Annotated in this window: 22 protein-coding genes; 16 read left to right on the top strand and 6 right to left on the bottom strand. The window is 31.3% G+C overall.

Annotation, left to right across the window (positions count from 1 at the left end):
• Position 1: 1 nt before the first annotated feature.
• Positions 2-1,096 carry a redox-regulated ATPase YchF gene (gene ychF / locus Q0050_RS05305; protein ID WP_298393049.1) on the bottom strand — a complete coding sequence of 365 codons (1,095 nt, stop codon included), beginning with the start codon at positions 1,094-1,096 and terminating at the stop codon, positions 2-4.
• Positions 1,097-1,323: 227 nt separating this feature from the next.
• On the opposite strand from ychF, the gene Q0050_RS05300 reads away from it, so the two are divergent.
• Positions 1,324-1,866: a hypothetical protein gene (locus Q0050_RS05300; RefSeq protein ID WP_298393047.1), complete on the top strand. Its 543-nt coding sequence runs from the start codon at positions 1,324-1,326 to the stop codon at positions 1,864-1,866.
• Positions 1,867-1,916: 50 nt separating this feature from the next.
• Here Q0050_RS05300 and Q0050_RS05295 read toward each other — a convergent pair whose 3' ends face one another.
• Positions 1,917-3,080 carry a hypothetical protein gene (locus tag Q0050_RS05295; protein WP_298393045.1) on the bottom strand — a complete coding sequence of 388 codons (1,164 nt, stop codon included), beginning with the start codon at positions 3,078-3,080 and terminating at the stop codon, positions 1,917-1,919.
• 126 nt (positions 3,081-3,206) lie between these two features.
• On the opposite strand from Q0050_RS05295, the gene Q0050_RS05290 reads away from it, so the two are divergent.
• The gene (locus tag Q0050_RS05290) at positions 3,207-5,834 is read left to right on the top strand and encodes a TonB-dependent receptor (RefSeq protein ID WP_298393043.1); all 2,628 of its coding nucleotides are present in this window, start codon (positions 3,207-3,209) and stop codon (positions 5,832-5,834) included.
• Between the two features lie 68 nt (positions 5,835-5,902).
• On the opposite strand, the gene Q0050_RS05285 is transcribed toward Q0050_RS05290, so the two are convergent.
• Positions 5,903-6,253 carry a 4Fe-4S dicluster domain-containing protein gene (locus tag Q0050_RS05285; protein WP_298393041.1) on the bottom strand — a complete coding sequence of 117 codons (351 nt, stop codon included), beginning with the start codon at positions 6,251-6,253 and terminating at the stop codon, positions 5,903-5,905.
• A 145-nt stretch (positions 6,254-6,398) separates the two neighbouring features.
• Between Q0050_RS05285 and Q0050_RS05280 the strand changes: the two genes are divergently transcribed.
• The 8 genes from Q0050_RS05280 to Q0050_RS05245 all read left to right on the top strand — a co-directional run bounded on the left by Q0050_RS05280 (position 6,399) and on the right by Q0050_RS05245 (position 12,250).
• Positions 6,399-7,457, top strand: a complete 1,059-nt coding sequence (locus tag Q0050_RS05280) for an acyl-CoA reductase (protein ID WP_298393039.1) — start codon at positions 6,399-6,401, stop codon at positions 7,455-7,457.
• Positions 7,458-7,624: 167 nt separating this feature from the next.
• Positions 7,625-8,695, top strand: coding sequence for a 3-phosphoserine/phosphohydroxythreonine transaminase (gene serC / locus Q0050_RS05275; RefSeq protein ID WP_298393037.1), 1,071 nt, complete (start codon positions 7,625-7,627; stop codon positions 8,693-8,695).
• Positions 8,696-8,752: 57 nt separating this feature from the next.
• Positions 8,753-9,706 carry a D-2-hydroxyacid dehydrogenase gene (locus Q0050_RS05270; RefSeq protein WP_298393035.1) on the top strand — a complete coding sequence of 318 codons (954 nt, stop codon included), beginning with the start codon at positions 8,753-8,755 and terminating at the stop codon, positions 9,704-9,706.
• Positions 9,707-9,843: 137 nt separating this feature from the next.
• Positions 9,844-10,401, top strand: coding sequence for a DUF937 domain-containing protein (locus tag Q0050_RS05265; protein ID WP_298393033.1), 558 nt, complete (start codon positions 9,844-9,846; stop codon positions 10,399-10,401).
• A 166-nt stretch (positions 10,402-10,567) separates the two neighbouring features.
• On the top strand, positions 10,568-10,963 hold the full coding sequence (locus Q0050_RS05260; RefSeq protein ID WP_298393031.1) for a hypothetical protein: 396 nt from the start codon (positions 10,568-10,570) through the stop codon (positions 10,961-10,963).
• 22 nt (positions 10,964-10,985) lie between these two features.
• Positions 10,986-11,342, top strand: a complete 357-nt coding sequence (locus tag Q0050_RS05255) for a hypothetical protein (protein ID WP_298393029.1) — start codon at positions 10,986-10,988, stop codon at positions 11,340-11,342.
• Between the two features lie 138 nt (positions 11,343-11,480).
• Positions 11,481-11,906 (top strand): DUF6146 family protein, encoded by a 426-nt coding sequence (locus tag Q0050_RS05250; protein WP_298393027.1) that lies wholly within the window; start codon positions 11,481-11,483, stop codon positions 11,904-11,906.
• A 29-nt stretch (positions 11,907-11,935) separates the two neighbouring features.
• Complete coding sequence (locus Q0050_RS05245; protein WP_298393024.1) at positions 11,936-12,250, top strand: DUF6787 family protein; 315 nt, start codon at positions 11,936-11,938, stop codon at positions 12,248-12,250.
• Positions 12,251-12,259: 9 nt separating this feature from the next.
• On the opposite strand, the gene Q0050_RS05240 is transcribed toward Q0050_RS05245, so the two are convergent.
• Entirely contained in the window at positions 12,260-12,583 is a 324-nt protein-coding gene (locus Q0050_RS05240; RefSeq protein ID WP_298393022.1) for a hypothetical protein, read from the bottom strand.
• A gap of 49 nt (positions 12,584-12,632) precedes the next feature.
• Positions 12,633-13,304, bottom strand: coding sequence for a GTP cyclohydrolase I FolE (gene folE / locus Q0050_RS05235; RefSeq protein WP_298393020.1), 672 nt, complete (start codon positions 13,302-13,304; stop codon positions 12,633-12,635).
• A 159-nt stretch (positions 13,305-13,463) separates the two neighbouring features.
• Here folE and Q0050_RS05230 point away from each other — a divergent pair, with 159 nt between their 5' ends.
• From Q0050_RS05230 to Q0050_RS05220, 3 genes are all read left to right on the top strand, one after another.
• Entirely contained in the window at positions 13,464-14,126 is a 663-nt protein-coding gene (locus tag Q0050_RS05230; protein WP_298393018.1) for an ABC transporter ATP-binding protein, read from the top strand.
• Between the two features lie 127 nt (positions 14,127-14,253).
• Positions 14,254-15,954, top strand: a complete 1,701-nt coding sequence (locus tag Q0050_RS05225) for a hypothetical protein (protein ID WP_298393016.1) — start codon at positions 14,254-14,256, stop codon at positions 15,952-15,954.
• The gene (locus Q0050_RS05220) at positions 15,947-16,711 is read left to right on the top strand and encodes a TIGR02757 family protein (protein WP_298393014.1); all 765 of its coding nucleotides are present in this window, start codon (positions 15,947-15,949) and stop codon (positions 16,709-16,711) included. Before Q0050_RS05225 ends, Q0050_RS05220 begins: the two co-directional genes overlap by 8 nt.
• Position 16,712: 1 nt before the next feature.
• On the opposite strand, the gene Q0050_RS05215 is transcribed toward Q0050_RS05220, so the two are convergent.
• Positions 16,713-17,450: a hypothetical protein gene (locus tag Q0050_RS05215; protein WP_298393012.1), complete on the bottom strand. Its 738-nt coding sequence runs from the start codon at positions 17,448-17,450 to the stop codon at positions 16,713-16,715.
• 400 nt (positions 17,451-17,850) lie between these two features.
• Here Q0050_RS05215 and udk point away from each other — a divergent pair, with 400 nt between their 5' ends.
• From udk to Q0050_RS05200, 3 genes are all read left to right on the top strand, one after another.
• Positions 17,851-18,459, top strand: coding sequence for a uridine kinase (gene udk, locus Q0050_RS05210; protein WP_298393143.1), 609 nt, complete (start codon positions 17,851-17,853; stop codon positions 18,457-18,459).
• 17 nt (positions 18,460-18,476) lie between these two features.
• Entirely contained in the window at positions 18,477-18,830 is a 354-nt protein-coding gene (locus Q0050_RS05205; RefSeq protein WP_298393010.1) for a septum formation initiator family protein, read from the top strand.
• 247 nt (positions 18,831-19,077) lie between these two features.
• On the top strand, positions 19,078-20,454 hold the full coding sequence (locus Q0050_RS05200; protein WP_298393008.1) for a methylmalonyl-CoA mutase subunit beta: 1,377 nt from the start codon (positions 19,078-19,080) through the stop codon (positions 20,452-20,454).
• The last annotated feature ends 2 nt before the right edge of the window (positions 20,455-20,456 follow it).

Raw genomic sequence — 20,456 nt, 5'->3', positions numbered from 1 at the left:
ACTACACATTAAAACGGAAATGCATCACATCACCATCCTTAACAATATATTCTTTTCCTTCCACTCTTAGTTTTCCAGCTTCTTTACATTTCGCTTCTGAACCTAATGCTGAATAATCTTCAAATGCAATAACCTCAGCACGGATGAATCCTTTTTCAAAATCGGTGTGGATTACTCCAGCTGCTTTTGGTGCTGTATCGCCAACGTTAATGGTCCAAGCGCGAACTTCTTTAACTCCTGCTGTGAAATATGTTTGTTGTTTTAATAATTTGTACGCTGCACGAATTAATACTGCCGAACCTGGTTCAGTCAATCCCATATCTTCCAGGAAAACTTGACGCTCTTCGTAGCTTTCTAATTCAGTAATATCAGCTTCTGCTCCAACTGAAAGGATGATAACTTCAGCATCTTCATCTTTTACTAATTCGCGAACTTGATCTACATATTTATTTCCGTTTACTGCTGAACTTTCGTCAACATTACAAACATATAATACCGGTTTGTTTGTAATTAATTGAAAATCTTCCATCAATTCGATTTCGTCTTGATTTTGTGGCTCAACAGTTCTTGCAGATTTTGCTTGCAACAACGTTTCACGAATTCTATCTAAAAGTGCTTTTTCTGTTTGCGCTTCTTTGTTTCCAGTTTTAGCTGCACGATTTACTTTTTCTAAACGTTTTTCAACTGTTTCTAAATCTTTTAATTGCAACTCGATATCAATCGTTTCTTTATCACGAATTGGGTTTACATTTCCATCAACATGCACGATATTATCATTGTCAAAACAACGCAAAACGTGAATAATTGCGTTACATTCTCTAATATTTGCAAGGAATTGATTTCCTAAACCTTCACCTTTACTTGCTCCTTTTACCAATCCTGCAATATCAACGATATCAACAGTTGCCATTTGCACACGTTCTGGTTTTACTAATTCCTCCAAACGGTTGATTCTTGGATCTGGAACGTTTACCACACCAATGTTAGGTTCTATAGTACAAAACGGAAAGTTAGCACTTTGCGCTTTAGCATTGGATAAACAATTAAATAAAGTTGATTTTCCTACGTTTGGTAATCCTACAATTCCTGCTTTCATATTTCTTAAATATTATTTTTTATAGGTAAAATGAAACGCAAAACCGTTCCATCATAAGTTTTATTTTTAAAAGAGTGCAAATATAGTTTTTAATTTAAAAATATTGTCATCTGATAAATCATATCAACTTAAATATTGTGTAAATGATAAATAAAATTGTGTAACAGCAAATAATTGATTGCTAGATAACTTTGTACAATAATAATGATAACTTAAATAATTGAATTATGAAAACTATAAATTTAACAATGACCGCTTTATTTTTATTTTCGACGACACTTTTTGCTCAAACGCCTGAAAATGTAAAATCAGAAACCAAAACAACTGTAACAACTATTAAAGATTCTAAAGGCGAAAAGAAACTAGTAAAAACGGTAAATACCAAAGAAGTTCAGAAGGTTGAGTTAGGCGAAGAAAAAGCAAATACCATTAACATACCACAAGTAGTAGACAATAAAGTAGAAGTAACAAAAACTACCAAAGTAACACTTGATGGCGTTGTTCAAGAAGTAAATGTAGAACGTTCTGCTTATTATATGTTTGAAGGTAAAAAATACCAAATGCAATCAGACAAATCGGGATATACTTTGAATTCGATAGACAACAGTTCAAAAGGAATTTTAAGAAAAACATCTAATAACAACTATATTTATGTAACTGATAATAAAGTTGCAGTTGGATTTTATGATGCTGATGGTAACTTTATTTTAGAAACCTATGACGTTAAAACAGATGCTTTAAAAAGAGAGAAATTTGAAATTGTAAAATAAGATTTGACCCAAACAAAAAAATCCTGAACTTCAACATTCAGGATTTTTTTTTAATCGGTTTCTTGAACCTGTTTTATGATTTGTTCTTCTTCTTCTGTAGCAACTAAACCAGATAGTTCCCAATAATTACTTAGAATGGTATTCTTTTTATTGAATAAGGTTTTATCTTTAAAAACTTCACTTTCTTTAAAACTATAATTTTGATTACTAAAATTAGTAGTTACAAAGTAATTTCGGACTTCAATATCGGTTGTCTTTTTTTTGAAAATTTTTTCATAGCCAATCTCCTCTTTTGAACTAATTAAATAATAGTAATTAGAATCAAACCGATACATTGTTTTAAAAAATGACTTGTAAATCGTTTTGCCATTTTTTCCATTGCTATCTTTAGCTTTAGCAATTGATGTGGGTGAAATTGCAGCACTTACTTCAATAATAATCTTTCGTTTTCTATCATAAACTATGGCGTAATCGTCTAACATCGCTGCGCTATTATCGGTTGGAATTGCGGTCATTACATAATAATCTTCGTTTACTGGATGAGCTTTGATTAAAAAATCAAATTCCTTTTTAGCTCTCGGCTCTAACAATGGATTTAGATACTTAAAATTATAGTAATTCTGCATAATATTATTCAGATTATAGCCAACAAGCTCGTCATTAATCGACTCATCAACTAATCCAAAAGATCGGTTTTGTTCTACCAAAATGGTAGTTTTAAAATCATTTGGCTTACCTGAAAGTTGGAAATTCATCAAACCATCATTGTAATTAGAATAAGCTCCATTGAGTTTAAAAAACTCTCTAGCATAGACTTTTAATCTGGCTGGAATAGTAAGTTTTTTAGATGAATTTTCAATTAATGTGGCCAATATTTTTTGAGGATGTTGTTTCGTTAAAATTATTTCATCCAATTTATTGAAATTACTTTTCAAATAAATAACGGTTTCCTTTTCTTTTAAACTGGTCGAACGTATTGTTTGAGAAATATAAGATGTATGCGTAATTTGAATCGTGGAAATTCCTTTAATTACAAAACTAACTTTACCCTCAGTATTACTTAAATTAAGTTGTTTAGATTTTAAAACTAAGACTGATGCATCTTCAATAGGCAAATTAGAAGTTTCATCTTTGAGTATAATTGTTTTTTCTACCTCTTGACCAAGTAGATAAGTAGAAAAAAGTAAAAAAGTAATTGTAAATAAATACTTCATCCTCAAATAAATTGATATACAAATGTAATAAACAATTACATATTTTAACATTTAATTGAATTATACTTAAACAAATATGCTTTTTTATATATATTTGTTAAACTAACCTAAACCAAATTTATATTTATGAAAAAAATTACACTCTTATTTTTAATTTTTTCGAGTTCCATTTTATTTGCACAAAAACAAGTATCTGGAACGGTCAAAGACAGCAATGGCCAACCGCTTATCGGCGTAAATGTTGTCGAAAAAGGAACCTCTAATGGAATTTCAACTGAGGTTGATGGCTCTTTTAAAATTAAAGTCAAAGAAGACGCCACTTTGATTTTTACTTACGTTGGATATCAAACGGCTGAAAAAAACACCAAAGATTTAAACGTGATCAACGTAGTTCTTCAAGAAGGTGAAATGCTAAATGAAGTTCAAATCGTTGGTTCAAGAAATTCTAAAAGAACAGTAGTCAACTCGGCTGTTCCTATAGATATAATCGATGTTAAGGCGGTTACGACGCAAAGTGGTAAAATCGAAATTAATGAATTGCTACAATACGTAGCACCATCATTTAATGCAAGCAAACAATCAGGTTCTGATGGTGCTGACCACATTGACCCAGCGTCGTTACGCGGATTAGGACCAGACCAAACTTTGGTTTTAATCAACGGAAAAAGAAGACATCAATCTTCATTAGTTAATTTATTTGGAACACGTGGTAGAGGAAATACTGGTACTGATTTAAATTCTATTCCAGCAAGTTCTATTAAAAGAATTGAAATCTTACGCGATGGCGCAGCAGCTCAATACGGTTCAGATGCAATTGCTGGTGTGATAAATATTGTATTAAATGACAATGTAAACGAATTTACTGGATCTATTACTTATGGTGCTTACAATACAAATGCCGAAGGTGATTTTTTACCAGGAACACCAAATACTAAAGGTTTTAGATTAGACCAAAATGGTAACGGAAATACTTATGGAAAAAATCAAGCATTTGATGGTGGTTCGATGAAGATTAATGCAAATTATGGTGTAAAAATTGGCGAAAAAGGCGGTTATGCTAATTGCACTACCGAATATTTAACAAAAAATAAAACACTTAGACCAAGCTACGATTTTAGAAAAGGTTTTGGTGAAGCTTCAATTGATGGTTTTAATTTCTTTACGAATGCATCGATTCCAGTATCTGATAAAACAAGTTTTTATGTTTTTGGAGGAAGAAATTATAGAGATACCGATGCTTATGCTTTTACTAGAAATGATGGCGAACGCGTAGTTCAATCTATTTATCCTGGTGGCTATACACCAAGAATTACATCAACCATCATTGACAACTCAATATCTGCAGGATTTAGAACGGAAAGAAATGGTTGGAAAATGGACTTAAGCAATACCTATGGTAAAAACAATTTTCATTATTTAATAAAAGGCACACTAAACGCTTCTTTAGAAAATGCTTCGCCTACTGAATTTGATGCTGGTGGACACAGTTTAAGTCAAAATACTTTAAATCTTGATTTTTCTAAAAACTTTAAATCGGTATTGAACGGAATGAATCTTGCGTTTGGTACAGAATATAGAACCGAAGCATTTCAAATTTTTGCAGGTGAAGAAGGTTCTTATTCTACTTATGATGTCAATGGAAACGTAGTTACAGATCCAACGACACAAACCATTCCGGTTGATCCAGATTCTGGAAATCCAAGACCTGGTGGATCACAAGGATTTCCTGGATATTCTCCAAAAAATGTGGTAGACAAATCTAGAACTAATTTATCATTATATGCTGATTCAGAATTTGATATTACTAATAGTTTCTTGGTAAGTGCTGCAGCTCGTTTTGAAAACTACAGCGATTTTGGTAGCACTTTAAATGGAAAATTAGCTTCAAGATTAAAAATTTCTGATAAAATTAATTTAAGAGGTTCTGTTAGTTCAGGATTTAGAGCACCATCATTGGCACAAATTTATTACAATTTACAATTTACAAACTTTAACTCATCTGGTGCTACAGAAGTTTTATTAGCTTCTAATAATTCAACAGTAACAAGAGCTTTTGGAATCAAAAAATTAAATGAAGAAAAAGCAGTTAACGCATCACTTGGATTAACCGCTAGTTTTGGAAATTTCACAGCAACAATTGATGGATACCTTATCAATGTTAAAGATAGAATTGTTTTAACAGGATATTTTGATGCATCAGCATTTAACCTAGGCGTTTCTGAAGCTCAATTTTTTACCAATGGAGTGGATACAAAAACTAAAGGAGTTGATTTTGTTTTTGCTTGGAAAAAATCATTTTCTGACTCAAAATTAGGAATAACATTTGTTGGAAACATTAATGATATGGAAATTAATAATATCAAAAATGGAAACTTAGACCAAGGTACCTTTTTTGGAAAAAGAGAAAAAGCATTTTTGTTAGCATCAGCTCCAAACAATAAATTTGGTTTAAATTTCAATTACAATAAAAGATGGTTTGATGCAGGATTAGCTTTTACACGTTTCAGCAAAGTAATTTTAATAGATTATGCAGATGAAGAAGATATTTACACAGCCAAAATGGTAACCGATTTAACATTAGGATTTAAACTTTCTAAAGACTTAAAACTAAGCATCGGAAGTAATAACTTGTTTAATGTTTATCCAGACAAACAAGACGAACAAGGTAACACAGAAGCTGGTGGATATTGGGATTCTGTTCAAATGGGTTTTAGTGGCGCTTACTACTATGCTCGTTTAGGATTTAGATTCTAAAACATCCCTAAACTAAAAAATCCTGAAAATTAAATTTTCAGGATTTTTTTTATTCAAAATAAAGTAAACTATTCGTTATGTAAAAACGATTGTCTGTTTAAAAGTGTTTCTTCGCTTTCTACGTGATTATCATCTGGAATGCAACAATCTACTGGGCAAACTGCAGCACATTGCGGTTCTTCGTGAAAACCTTTACATTCTGTACATTTTCCTGGCACAATATAATAAACATCGTCAGAAACTGGAGTTTGTGCCGCATCAGAATCAACTTCTGTACCATCAGGAAGAATTACCTTTCCTCGTAGCTTCGTTCCGTCTTTCCATCTCCAATCATCTGCGCCTTCATATATTGCTGTATTTGGACATTCTGGCTCACAAGCGCCACAATTAATACATTCGTCTGTTATTATAATTGCCATCTTTAAAGTTTATGAGTTTAAAAGTTTAAAAGTTTATGAGTTTAAAAAAAACATATAACTTTTTGAACTATTTACTTATTACTATTTACTTATTACTAATTTTGTGCAAAATTACAATCAAAACCATTCATATACAAATAAACAAATGTTACAAAAAGAAAAAATTAACGCTTTTGTAGAATTAGGAAAGTTTTTAAGCCAATTTTCGTTAGATAATAACACCAAAAAGGAAGCGGTTTTAAATAACAATCTATTTTATGATGATTTTGTAAATTTGATTGATCTTTCACAATCCCATAATGGTTGGTTTACACCTGAACATGTATATTTTGCTATAAACTCTTGGGCAAACGCTCTGACAGAAGAAAATTTGAACCAATGGTTATTAAATTATGATTTCTCTACAATCAATACAAAAACCGTTGGATTAATTCTTGCAGGAAACATTCCACTAGTGGGTTTCCACGATTTTTTATCGGTTATCGTTTCTGGTCATAAAGTTTTGGTAAAAACATCTTCAAACGATCAAAAACTATTGCCTTTTTTGGCCAAGTATTTAATTTCTCTAAATTCTGAATTAGAAAAGTACATAACATTTACAGAAGGAAAATTAGAAAATTTTGATGCCGTAATAGCAACCGGAAGTAATAATACTGCGAGATACTTCGAATTTTACTTTAAAGATAAACCCAGTATTATTCGCAAAAATAGAAATTCGGTTGCCATTTTAACCGGAAATGAGTCACACGAGGATTTGGTAAATCTAGGCGAAGATATTTTTAGATACTTTGGTTTGGGTTGCCGTAATGTTTCTAAATTATTTGTTCCAAAAGACTACAATTTTGAAAATTTCTTTAAAGCTATTTACGAATATAAAGACGTCATATTTTACGAAAAATATTCTAATAATTATGATTATAACAAAGCCGTTTTTTTAATGAGCAATTTCAAATTATTAGATAATGAATTTCTTACAATAAAAGAAGACACCAGTTATTCTTCACCTATTTCGTCTGTTTTTTATGAATATTATGACAATCTGAATGAGATAAAATCACGTTTAGAAAATGATGCAGATCAAATTCAATGCATTGTTTCTAATGATTTAATTTCAGGTTCCATTGCGTTTGGGCAAACTCAAAAACCAAATCTATGGGATTATGCTGATAACGTTGATACTTTAGCATTTCTTCAACAGATTTAACTGCATTATTCTCAAAAATTGTTATAAACTAAAACGATTTCGTTAATAACAAGGGTTTATTATTGTCAAATTCTAATCGCAATTTCATTAGCTATTCACGAAATTTGCGCTTTAAAATTTTACACGATTTCAGAAGAAAAAAAATTCTGAAATAAATTCAGAATAAAATGAAAAAACACAACTACAGCGCCGGACCTTGTATTCTTCCACAAGAAGTATTTGAAAAATCAGCAGAAGCCATTTTAAATTTTAACAATTCCGATTTATCTATTTTAGAAATTTCTCATAGAAGCAAAGATTTTGTTGCCGTTATGGACGAAGCAAGAGCTCTAGCTTTAGAACTTTTAGGATTAGAAGGAAAAGGATATCAAGCGCTATTTTTAGCTGGTGGAGCTAGTTTAGAGTTCCTAATGGTTCCTTATAATTTAATGAAAACTGATGGAAAAGCAGCTTATTTAGACACTGGAACTTGGGCAAATAATGCAATTAAAGAAGCGAAACATTTTGGCGAAACGATAGTCGTAGGTTCGTCTAAAGAGCAAAATTACAATCATATTCCGAAAGGATTTAGTATTCCTGAAGATGCTTCTTACTTTCACTGTACGAGCAACAATACTATTTTTGGAACACAGATGAAGTCGTTTCCAAATACAAATGTTCCTGTAGTTTGTGATATGAGTTCGGATATTTTTTCAAGAACTTTAGATTTTTCAAAATTTGATTTGATTTATGCTGGAGCTCAAAAAAATATGGGTCCAGCTGGAACAACATTAGTAATAGTAAAAGAAGAAATTTTAGGAAAATCTGGGAGATATATTCCAAGTATGCTCGATTATGAAAAACATATCAAAGCAGAAAGTATGTACAATACGCCACCTGTTTTTCCTATTTATGCATCGCTTTTGACTTTGCAATGGTTGAAAAACCTTGGCGGAATTGTAGCAATTGAAAAAGCCAACGAAGCCAAAGCCAACTTATTATATACAGAAATCGACAGAAATCCATTATTTAAAGGAACTGCAGCCGTTGAAGATAGAAGTGTTATGAACGCAACGTTTTTACTAAACGATGAAAACCACGCTCCTATTTTTGACAAAATGTGGAAAGAAGCAGGAATTTCTGGGTTGCCTGGCCATCGTTCTGTTGGAGGTTATCGTGCTTCAATGTACAATGCTTTGCCATTGGAAAGTGTTCAAATTTTAGTTGATGTAATGAAAGAGCTTGAAACTAAAATATAAAAAAATAAAAAATAAATTTAATTGAGTTTTCCAACTTTTAAACTCATAAACCAAATTATGAAAGTATTAGCTAACGACGGAATTTCAAAAAGCGGAATCAAAGCTTTAGAAAAAGGTGGATTTGAAGTAATTACTACCAAAGTAGCTCAAGAACAAGTGGCGAATTTCATCAATTCCAATAATGTTGATGTAATTTTAGTACGTAGTGCAACCAAAGTTCGTAAAGATATTATTGACGCGTGTCCAAATTTAAAAATCATCGGTCGTGGTGGCGTTGGAATGGACAATATTGATGTTGAATACGCTCGTGCAAAAGGAATACACGTAATCAATACTCCTGCATCATCGTCAGAAAGTGTTGCCGAGTTGGTATTTGCACATTTATTTACTGGTGTTCGTTTCTTGCACGATTCGAATAGAAATATGCCTCTTGAAGGTGATACTAATTTTGAAGGTTTGAAAAAAGCTTACGCAAGTGGTATCGAACTTCGAGGCAAAACGTTGGGAATTATAGGTTTTGGAAGAATTGGTCAAGCGGTTGCTAAAATGGCACTTGGACTTGGAATGAAAGTTATTGCAGCAGATAAATTTTTAAGCAATGCCGAAATTAGAGTTGATTTTTACACGGGTCAATTCATTAATGTTGATATTATTACAGAACCATTAGAGGATTTGTTCAAACATTCTGACTTTATTACACTTCACGTTCCTGCGCAAGAAGGTTATGTAATTGATGCAAATGAAATTGCTCAAATGAAAGAAAATGTTGGAATCGTAAATTGTGCTCGTGGTGGAGTAATTAATGAAGTTGCTTTAATTGAAGCTTTAGACAATGACAAAATTCTTTTTGCAGGATTAGATGTTTTTGAAAACGAACCAACACCTGAAATTAAAATTTTAATGCATCCAAGAATTTCATTAACGCCACATATTGGCGCAGCAACACTTGAAGCACAAGACAGAATCGGGACGGAATTAGCCGAACAGATTATTGGCTTATTAAAAAAGTAATCCTTTTTTGTAAAAAAAATATAATCCAAATCTGAAGTAACATTGAGATTTGGATTTTTTTTTGTAGAATAAATAGTACATTTCAAAAAAATGGTTTTAAACTTTTATACCTTTGTTAAAACTTAAAATAAAAAACTATGTTTGAACAACTTACAGAATTAGTAAAACAATATGGTGGTGAAGCAGTAATCAATAATCCTGCAGTACCAAACGAACAAAATGAAGCCGTTATGGAAGAAGCTGGAGGATCAATCCTTTCCGGTTTAAAAGATATGGTTGCTAGCGGAAATGTTGGTGATTTAGCAGGATTACTTTCTGGTAAAACTCCAATCGATATGAACAATCCAGTAGTTCAAGAATTAACTGGAAAAGTAACAGGAAATTTGGGAGAAAAATTCGGTTTATCTTCTGAAGCTGCTGGAAGCGTTGCTGGTGGTTTAATTCCACAAATATTAGGTGGATTACTCAACAAAGCTAAAGATCCAAATCAACCTGGATTTAACATCACCGATTTAATAAGCTCTATTTCTGGTGGAAATGGTGGCGGATTAATGGATGCCGTTTCTAAATATGGCGGTCAATTTGGCTTAGACCAAGATGGTGACGGACAAGTTGGAATGAGCGATGCTATTGCAGCAGTTTCAAAAAAATCGGGTGGATTTGGTGGTTTACTAGGAAAACTTTTTGGAAAATAATTTAAAAGAACTTCTTTTAAATAGCAACCATCACTTTTTTAGTGGTGGTTTTTTTTTACGTTAATGTGAGATTTTTGCAATCATTAAAGCCTTTTTTGTAACAAAAACAACGCTGTTTATCCTCAATTTTGTTGTTACTATTACTACTAAAAGTAAAAACAAAACAATGAAAACATCAAAAAAACTTGGAATTTGGATGAACCATTCCAATGCCTATTTAATCGAATTTTCTTCTGAAGTTAAAGAAACCAAAACCATAACTTCCGATTTTTCATCTCAGGATAAACAAGAAACTTTGCAACGCAGTGAAAGTGAAATGCATAACAAAGAGCAACATAAACACGCTGCTTTTTACAAAAATATTGCTTCTGAAATTGAAAAATATGATGAAGTTTTGCTCTTTGGTCCGACAGAGGCAAAAGTAGAATTATTCAATATTTTAAAATCTGATTCAAAGTATAGCAAAATCATAATTAAAGTTAAAAATGCTGATAAAATGAGTGACCAAGAGCAACAACATTTTGTTAAAGATTATTTTACTCGTTTAGAATTCAAAATGTAACCACGATTTAAAAACAAAACTAATGAAAAAGAATCCCAAAAAAGATGTAGCTCATTTTCCAAAAAAAGCTAATGAACAACTAGATAAATTTCCTGGCTATCCGCAATATCCAAAGGATGACGATATTTACAACAAATTTGAAAAAGAATTTGATATTGATCCTGAAGATATTTCTAAAAAGAAACCCTTCATAAAAATTGATAATACCTCTGAATTAAATGAACAAGATTTCAATCAAGATCAAACAGGTGAAGATTTAGATGTTCCTGGAGCTGAACTAGACGATGATTTGGAAAACATTGGTAGCGAAGATGAGGAAAACAACTACTATAGCATTGGTGGCGACAATCACAACGATTTAGAGGAAGACAAAGGCTAAATCTAAACATAACATCTTTGTCACATTGCTACTTTTTTTATTTAAGACAAAATACTAAAAGATTCAAAAAATTGTTAAAACAACTAAAAATAGAATCACAATAAATTGAATTTTAGTAACTTTATAAAAAATTAAATCGTGAAAAATCTACTTTACGTTTTTACGCTACTTTTTATAATAATTGGATGTTCCACAACTTCCAAAACAGTTCCTACAACCGACAACACAAAAGTTTCAGATACAATTAGAATTGCTAATGAAGAACTTGAATATGAAGTAATTATTATTGATGGCGGATTTACGTCTTGGTTGAATAGTGTTGCCAAACCAAGAGGTTATTACACTGAAAATTACCTGGAAAGCCGAAATCAAATCTATGTTTCTGAATGGAACCGAAGATTTTTGCAACCACAACAATATGACAGTAGATTATATGAAATGCAAATTAACTATGATAATAATACCAAATATGGTTATGAAGTCAATTATCTAATTTATAACTATTTCATTTATTTTCAAATAACCAACAAACAACAACTCGCCGGATTTGTGCCACGTCCATAAATTGAGTAAATTTGTATTTTATTTCAAAAATGGGAAGTTTTAAAGAGCGCTGGAACATTACATCAGATTGGCAAGTTTTTGTCATTCTTGTTGTATTTGCCGTTACAGGTTCAACATCAGCACTAATTGCTAAACCAATACTTTCTTTTTTTGGAATTACCAAAAGTAGTACTTCGCTTTGGATGTTTTATCCGTTATACATTTTGATGATTTTCCCGGTTTATCAAATTCTTCTTGTTAGTTTCGGATTCTTATTCGGTCAATTTAAATTCTTTTGGGCTTTTGAAAAGAAAATGCTTCGAAGTGTCAAACTAGGTTTTATCGCCGATTTTTTTGAAAAATAAAAAAAGGAACTATTGAAGTTCCTTTAAGTTTTGTGTATTTCCTTGATTTTTTATGACATAAGTATAAATCCAAGTTAATGTGAATGTTGGAATAAAATCACTGAAAGGTAAAATTTCTTCCAAAAATTCTATAATTCCACCTACTTTACCAATCGAACCTTTATACATTCTTGATAACATCAATGCTGCAATTGGTGCCCAAACCGTATCGGCAAGTTCTCCAAAAAACGGAACTAAATAGGTTAACATTCCAAACAAATCAAGCATAATTCCTAAGAATAAATTTCTTTGTTTGTTTTTTTCGTTGGAACATACATCCGTTTGTACTATCATTTCTAAATATTTTTAAATTTAAAAATGATAATACAAATCTGATGCCAAATTATTTAGGTTGGTTAATCATATTGAAAAAGTCGTTTCTATTTTCTTTTTCATTGAAAATTCCTCCATATTGAATGGTTGAAGTGTAACTTGATTCGTCTTTAATACCGCGACTTGAAACACATAAATGCGTTGCTTCCATAACTACAATAACATTGTCAGTTTCTAAAACCGTTTTCAATTCATTGTAAATTTGCATAATCAAACGTTCTTGCACTTGCGGACGACGAGCATAATAATCTACGATTCTATTCAATTTAGATAAACCAATAACTTTTCCGCTTGAAACATAACCAATGTGCGCTTTTCCTACAATTGGTAAAAAGTGGTGTTCGCAAGTAGAGTTGAAACTGATGTTAGCTTCTACCAACATTTTGTCATAGTGGTAGCTGTTATCAAAAACAGATATTTTTGGCTTATTAGCAGGATTTAAACCTGAAAATATTTCTTGGATAAACATTTTTGCAACTCTGTGAGGCGTTCCTTGTAGACTGTCGTCAGTCATATCCAATCCCATTTCTTCCATAATAATATGGAAATGCTTTTCGATGGTTTGCATTTTGTCAGCATCTGATTTGTCAAATGCATCAGGTCGTAAAGGAGTTTCTGCCGATGTCATCTGATGATTATCGCCAATCAATTCGTAAATTTCTTTTTCAATTAATGTGTTCATGGCTAATTCTATTTATGGGATTATTTTGTTTAACAAATCTACGAAAAATTTAAACAAATAGTTTTCTTTAACTTTTATTTATTATTTATTCAACGATAAAAAAAATCTATAACAACCAAAATTTATAAAATACTTTGTTACTTTGTGAAAAATTGAAGCATGATAACAGCCAAAAATATTCATAAGTTTTACGATAGTTTACAAGTACTTAAAGGTGTTGATTTACATATTGAAAAAGGAGAAATCGTATCTATTGTAGGTGCATCGGGTGCAGGTAAGACTACGCTGTTACAAATACTTGGAACGTTAGACAAGCCATCTCTTGAAAACGGCACATCATTACTTATCAATAATGAGGAAATTTTGAAAATGAATGATAAATCATTATCTAAATTCAGAAACCAACATTTGGGATTTATTTTTCAATTTCACCAACTGCTACCAGAATTTACAGCTTTAGAAAACGTTTGCATACCAGCTTACATTGGTGGTAAAGAAAAGACTGCCACTGAAATCGAAGCCAAAAAATTATTAGAATATCTTGGATTATCTCACAGAATGGACCACAAACCAAGTGAACTTTCTGGTGGCGAGCAACAAAGAGTTGCAGTTGCTAGAGCGTTGATTAATAAACCAGCTGTAATTTTTGCCGATGAACCTTCGGGAAATTTAGACACCACATCGGCAGAAAATTTACATCAATTGTTTTTCAAACTTCGTGATGAATTTGGACAAACCTTCGTAATTGTGACCCACAACGAAGAATTAGCCAATATGGCCGATAGAAAATTAGTTATGGTCGATGGTCATATAAGTAAGTAGTAGAATGTCAAGTAACAAAAAAACTTCTAAACTTTTAAACTTCTAAACTTTTAAACTTTTAAACTTCTAAACTTCTAAACTTCTAAACTTCTAAACTTCTAAACTTCTAAACCTCTAAACTTTTTAAATGCTTCTAATACTTCTATCTTGGATTTATATTCTCTTCACCACAATCAATCTTGGTTTTGGATTAGATAGATGTATTGGATTGAAAAATAAAAATTTCTCGATTACATTAATTTTAGGATTGTTTTCTGTTACCATTCTTGCGAGCGTTTGGGCAATTTTTGGTAGAATCAACATTGAATTTCATGGAGTACTTTTAGTTCTAAATCTTTTACTCTTTTTCAAATTCCAAAAGGAAATTATTGAAATTTATAAAAACTTTTGGATTGAACTATATTCACTATCAAAAACGCTAAAAATCTTTTTATTCACAATCACTTTAATGATTGTTGCGCAATGCAGTTCCATTCCGTATGTAATTGATAATGAATCTTATTACATTCAAACCATCAAGTGGATTAACGAATATGGTTTTGTAAAAGGATTGGTAAATCTGCATTTTTTTCTTGGACAAGTCAGTGGCTGGCACATCACGCAAAGCGCATTTAATTTTTCTTTTTTATATTCTAATTTTAATGATTTAAGCGGATTTGTACTTCTTTTAGGAACTTTTTTTTCTGTTCAAAAACTTCAAGAATTTTACGACAACAAAAACGCTAACTATCTTTTGATAGGTTTATTTCCGATAACAAGTATTTTTTTATTTCAATTTATTAGTGCACCATCGCCTGATATTCCGGTTTATGTTTTGTCGTTTATTATCTTTTTTTACTTTTTAGAAAATTATAAAAAATGTACTATTGAAGTTTTTAATTTGATTGTAACTCTAATACTTTTTACGCTTTATATCAAAAACACAACGTTAACTTTTGTATTAATTCCAATTGTATTACTTGTGCAAAACTTCAGAATACTCTACAAGAATTTATCAAAATCGTTCCTTATTTCAGTACTTGTTTTAGTACTTTTTGTAACTAAAAATATGATAATTTGTGGTTCGCCCATATTTCCGTCCAAATTATTTACATTTTTGACGACAGACTATGCCATTCCTGATAGTATAGAAAACTTTTATTACGATCAATTAAAATATTATGGTTACTTCGTCGATTTACCACAATACAATTCTATGTCGGCCTTTGATTTATTTTTAAGATGGTTATCACTACCAAAACTTAATGGTTTGTTTAATAAGTTGAGCGTATTATTACTACTTATTTCGCCTTTAATTATTTATAAATTCCAAAATGAAAAAGCAGTTTGGATATTATATCTATTGATGATTTTGCAATTAATTCTCCTATTTGCAACATCGCCTCAGTATCGATTTTTTATGAATTTTATATTGTTTTTTGGATTGTTTTGCTTTGTTACTTTAGTTAGAAATAAAGTTATCATCAATAGTCTTTTATTACTTTCACTCGTTCCCACACTATTCATTCTATTTGTTCCAGTCAAATTGAACCGTTTTTCGAATTATAAATTTATGATGGAACTCAGTAATTTTTCAACAGAGAATATTGTTTTTCCACATCAAAATACCAAAAACAACACTTCATTTGAAGTCATTCAATTAGGAAATATAAAGTACAACTCACCTATTCAAAACGATTTCTTTTGGGCAAGCGGAAATGGGATGCTTCCTTGCGTAAACAAAGACCAAATTAAGTATTTCGAAAAATATTTTAAAATCATTCCGCAGCTAAGGACCAGCGAAATAAAAGACGGATTTTATGCCAAAAAAATAAAAGAAAATGACTAAATCAGAGCAAAAATCTTTTCTTGACGAAAAGGTCGAGTTGTACAACAATCCTAATTTCATCGAAAGTGATCCAATACAAATTCCGCATCAATTTTCATTGAAAGAAGATATTGAAATTGCAGGATTTTTGGCTGCCACAATCGCTTGGGGAAACCGAAAAATGATCATCAGCAACTCCAAAAAAATGATGGATTTTATGGGGAATTCGCCTTTCGATTTTGTAATGAATCATCAAGAATATCAACTCGAAAAGTTAGAAAATTTTGTGCATCGCACTTTCAATGGTGTTGATATGATTACATTTATCAAAGGATTGCAAAATATTTATTCTAATCACAATGGTTTGGAAGCCGTTTTTTCAAATAATTGCGAAGAAACTTCAATGCAAAAAAGCATCTCTGAATTCAAGAAAGTATTTTTTGAAATTGATCATCAAAACCGTACACAAAAACACATTTCTGATCCACTAAATAACTCGGCAGCGAAGAGAATTAATATGTTCCTACGTTGGATGGTAAGAAACGATAAAAAAGGAGTAGATTTCGGAATCTGGAAAACCATTCCAACCGCAGCATTATCTTGTCCTTTAGACGTTCACTCCGGAAATGTCGCCCGAAAATTGGAATTACTTTCAAGAAAACAAAACGACGCCAAAGCACTTTTCGAACTAGATTCTAATTTAAGACAACTAGATGCAAATGATCCTGTAAAATATGATTTTGCCCTCTTTGGTTTGGGCGTTTTCGAAAAGTTTTAAATTAATAGTTACGCATTTTTTTAAAAGCATCACTTTTAGCAATAAGAAATTCATAAATCCGTAATTCATCAACATCTTTCATTAACACTGTTGCTTGTTTATCGAGTTCACAGTATTCTTTAAAAACGGTGATATCCTCATACTTTAATTTTAAAGAATCGGTATAAAATTTGTTATCAAAAATATTTTCTAAATAATTCTTAAAAGGAATCACTTCAGCTTTAACGTCTTTTTCATCGGAACCAAAAATACCTTTTACAAATTTAGCTAAACCCTTTCCCATTCTAATAAAATCGGCACCATTTGTAATTTGTCCGTCATAAGCGCCAATAACTTTTGGAGCTGCGGCTTGTTTGTCCAAAGTTATTTTATCGATATCTTCTTGTGTTACAATTGGAGCTCTTGTAAATTTATTTGAAATTACAACCTCATCAAGCTCAATGGGCAATTTTGATAAGTTTAACTGCAAATTATTGGCATCAAGATCCTTTTGAGTGATAATTATTTTGTAATTATTAAATTCGTTTACAAACAACACTAATTTGTCACCAACAGCAACTTTAATTTTAAACTCACCATCGTTATTAGTAGCAACAACCGTTTTCTGAGTCATATTAATTACGTCAACTTTCGCCATTGCAAAGTTTTCATTAACCACTTTACCCGAAATGATTTTTTCAGTTTGACAATTCGAAACTTGAACCCATAACAATAGAAACAAAAAGTAGTTTATCTTCATCTTTTACTAATTTGACTAAAGATATTTTAAACATTCAAAATAAAAATATAAGTATCCAATAATCTTTTGTTAAATAAAGAAAATAGAATTAAAAATTAAAAGGAATAAACCAAAAAGAAAAACATTAATCATTTAAAAACAAACAACATAGCATTGTCTTAAATTGTTTTTTTTAAACACAGATCATTAAAATTTCTCAAATTTCTCAAATCTGTGTTACAATAAATTAATTTTAGTGGTAGAAATTAATTGTTGAATTTGAAACTAATTTTTGAAATTAAACTTGACTTTTGAAGTTGAAATTGCTTTTTGAAATTGCTTTTTGAAATTGAATTTGATTTTTGAAGTTGCAATCGATTTTTATCTTATTTTTGCCGAAATTAAAACACAACAAAATATTATGCTTATCATCGGAATTGCAGGCGGAACAGGTTCAGGTAAAACAACAGTAGTGCACCAAATTATGAACGAACTTCCAGAGGCCGAAGTCGGAATTATTTCTCAAGATTCTTACTACAAACAAAATGTAGGAATGAGTTATGAAGAACGCAGCAACATCAACTTTGATCATCCTCGTGCCATTGATTTCGAACTCTTAGTAAAGCATTTAAAAGAGTTAAAAGCCGGAGAAACAATAAATCAACCGGTTTATTCATTTGTAACTCACAACAGAACAGACGATACCATTTCAACACATCCGCGAAAAGTAATGATTGTAGAAGGAATTCTTATCTTAACCAATCCCGAACTTCGTGAAATGTTTGATATTAAAGTTTATGTTCACGCCGATTCTGACGAGCGATTAATTCGTCGTTTAAAACGTGATATTGCCGAGCGTGGCCGCGATATGGAAGAAGTTTTAAACCGTTACCAAACCACATTAAAACCAATGCACCAACAGTTTATCGAACCAACCAAGGCATTTGCTGATATTATCATTCCTAATGACAAATACAATACGGTTGCTATTGATGTAGTTCGTGCCGTAATCAACCAACGCTTGACCTAATTTACAGCTAGATACAAATGAAAAATTGGTTTCAAAATTTAATTAGTGACTATCCGTTTCTTAAATTCTTAGGAAGCAAATACACTTTGGTTACCGCATTTTTCATCGTCTGGATGCTTTTTCTTGACAATTATTCTTATTTAGACCATCGCATTTTAAATGCCGAAATCGATGAACTTGAAGACAACAAAGAATACTACCAACAAGAAATTGCCAAAGACCAACAAAGTATTAAAAACCTCAACAATCCTGGTCAAACCGAAAAATATGCTCGCGAGAAATACTATATGAAAAAAGATAGTGAGGATATTTACATAATTGATATCGAACAAGATAGAATCAAAGACAGTTTAGAAGAAGCGAAACAGTAGGCATTTTGGAAATGGCAATTCCTGCTTTGCGTTCTACTTCGTGCCACTGCAATCAGGGCTAGATTGTGAACTTTAAACTAAATGTCACGGTTCTAAAAAAACTCATTCGAAAAGACAAATTTATCATTTATCAGTAGTAGAATTTAACCATCCAAAAAGTATATACCTATTTTGCAAAAAATCAAAGGTAAATCTCCAGCAAAAGATAATTTTAACTAAATTTGAAGTATCAAAAAGCATTATACTTGTGAGCACAAATAAACCACTTTTTACCGATTTTGAAAGCGTAAGTTCCAAACAATGGAAACAGCAAATACAATACGAACTCAAAGGCGCAGATTACAATGAAACCTTAGTATGGGAAAGCCCAGAAGGCATCAAAGTTAAACCATTTTATCACAGCGATGAAAACGAATCTTCAAGTGAAAAAAAATTTGAGGTAAGTACTAAAAACACCTTTCAAATTCTACAAAACATCTTTGTTCACGATGTAAAGAAATCTAATGAACGTGCGATAGATTCTTTAAACCGCGGTGCCGAAAGCATTCGATTTACCATAGAAAACGAAAACATTTCAATTGCAGATTTGATGCAAAATCTTCCGCTGCAAAACGTTACCTATTTTTTTTATTTGCCCTTCCTTTCAATCGATATAGTAACCAAAATAAATAATTACGCAACCCAAAGCAAAGCTAACTTCATTTTACAAATCGACCCAATTGCTCAACTGACAAAAGACGGAAATTGGTTTGAAAATCTTGAAAATGATTTTGACAAACTAAATATAATTGCAGGTTCATCGGCAATAAATTATTTAAATATTAATTCGGGAATTTATCAAAATTCGGGTGCAAATATGGTGCAGCAATTGGCATACACTTTATCCCAAGCAAATGAATATTTCAATAGAATTCCCGCAATAAAACATTCTATAACTATTGAAGTTTCTGTTGGAACAAATTACTTTTTTGAAATCGCGAAACTACGTGCATTGCGAATTTTATTTTCAACATTGGCAAAAGAGTATAATCACGAATTAGAATGCGTAATTGTAGTCACTCCAACCAAAAGAAACAAAACATTATACGATTATAATGTAAACATGCTTCGCACCACTACCGAATGCATGAGCGCTATTCTCGGAAATGCTGATTTTATTTCTAACCTTCCTTATGATGCTTTGTATCACAAAGACAATGAGTTTGGTGACAGAATTTCGAGAAATCAACTATTAATTTTGAAACACGAAAGTTATTTTGATAAAGTAAATAATGCTGCTGATGGTGCATATTATATCGAAAGTTTAACCCTACAATTGGCAGATAAAGCTTTAGAATTATTCAAAGATATTGAAAAAAATGGTGGTCTCATCAGCCAATTAATCGAAGGAACGATTCAGCGAAAAATCAGTGAAAGTGCCAACAAAGAACAAGAACTATTCGACAGCGGAAAAGAAATTTTATTAGGAACCAACAAGTATCCTAACAAAAATGATCGAATGAAGCACGATTTAGAATTGTATCCGTTTGTAAAACAAAATCCGCGAAAAACACTAATTACGCCTATTATTGAAAAACGATTGGCTGAGAAATTAGAGCAAGAACGATTATCTCAAGAAGCATAACT

The organism is Flavobacterium sp. (assembly GCF_027483985.1).
Taxonomy (GTDB): Bacteria; Bacteroidota; Bacteroidia; order Flavobacteriales; family Flavobacteriaceae; genus Flavobacterium.
Note: the sequence above shows the minus strand (reverse complement) of the source record. Positions and strands in the feature narration are given on the sequence as shown.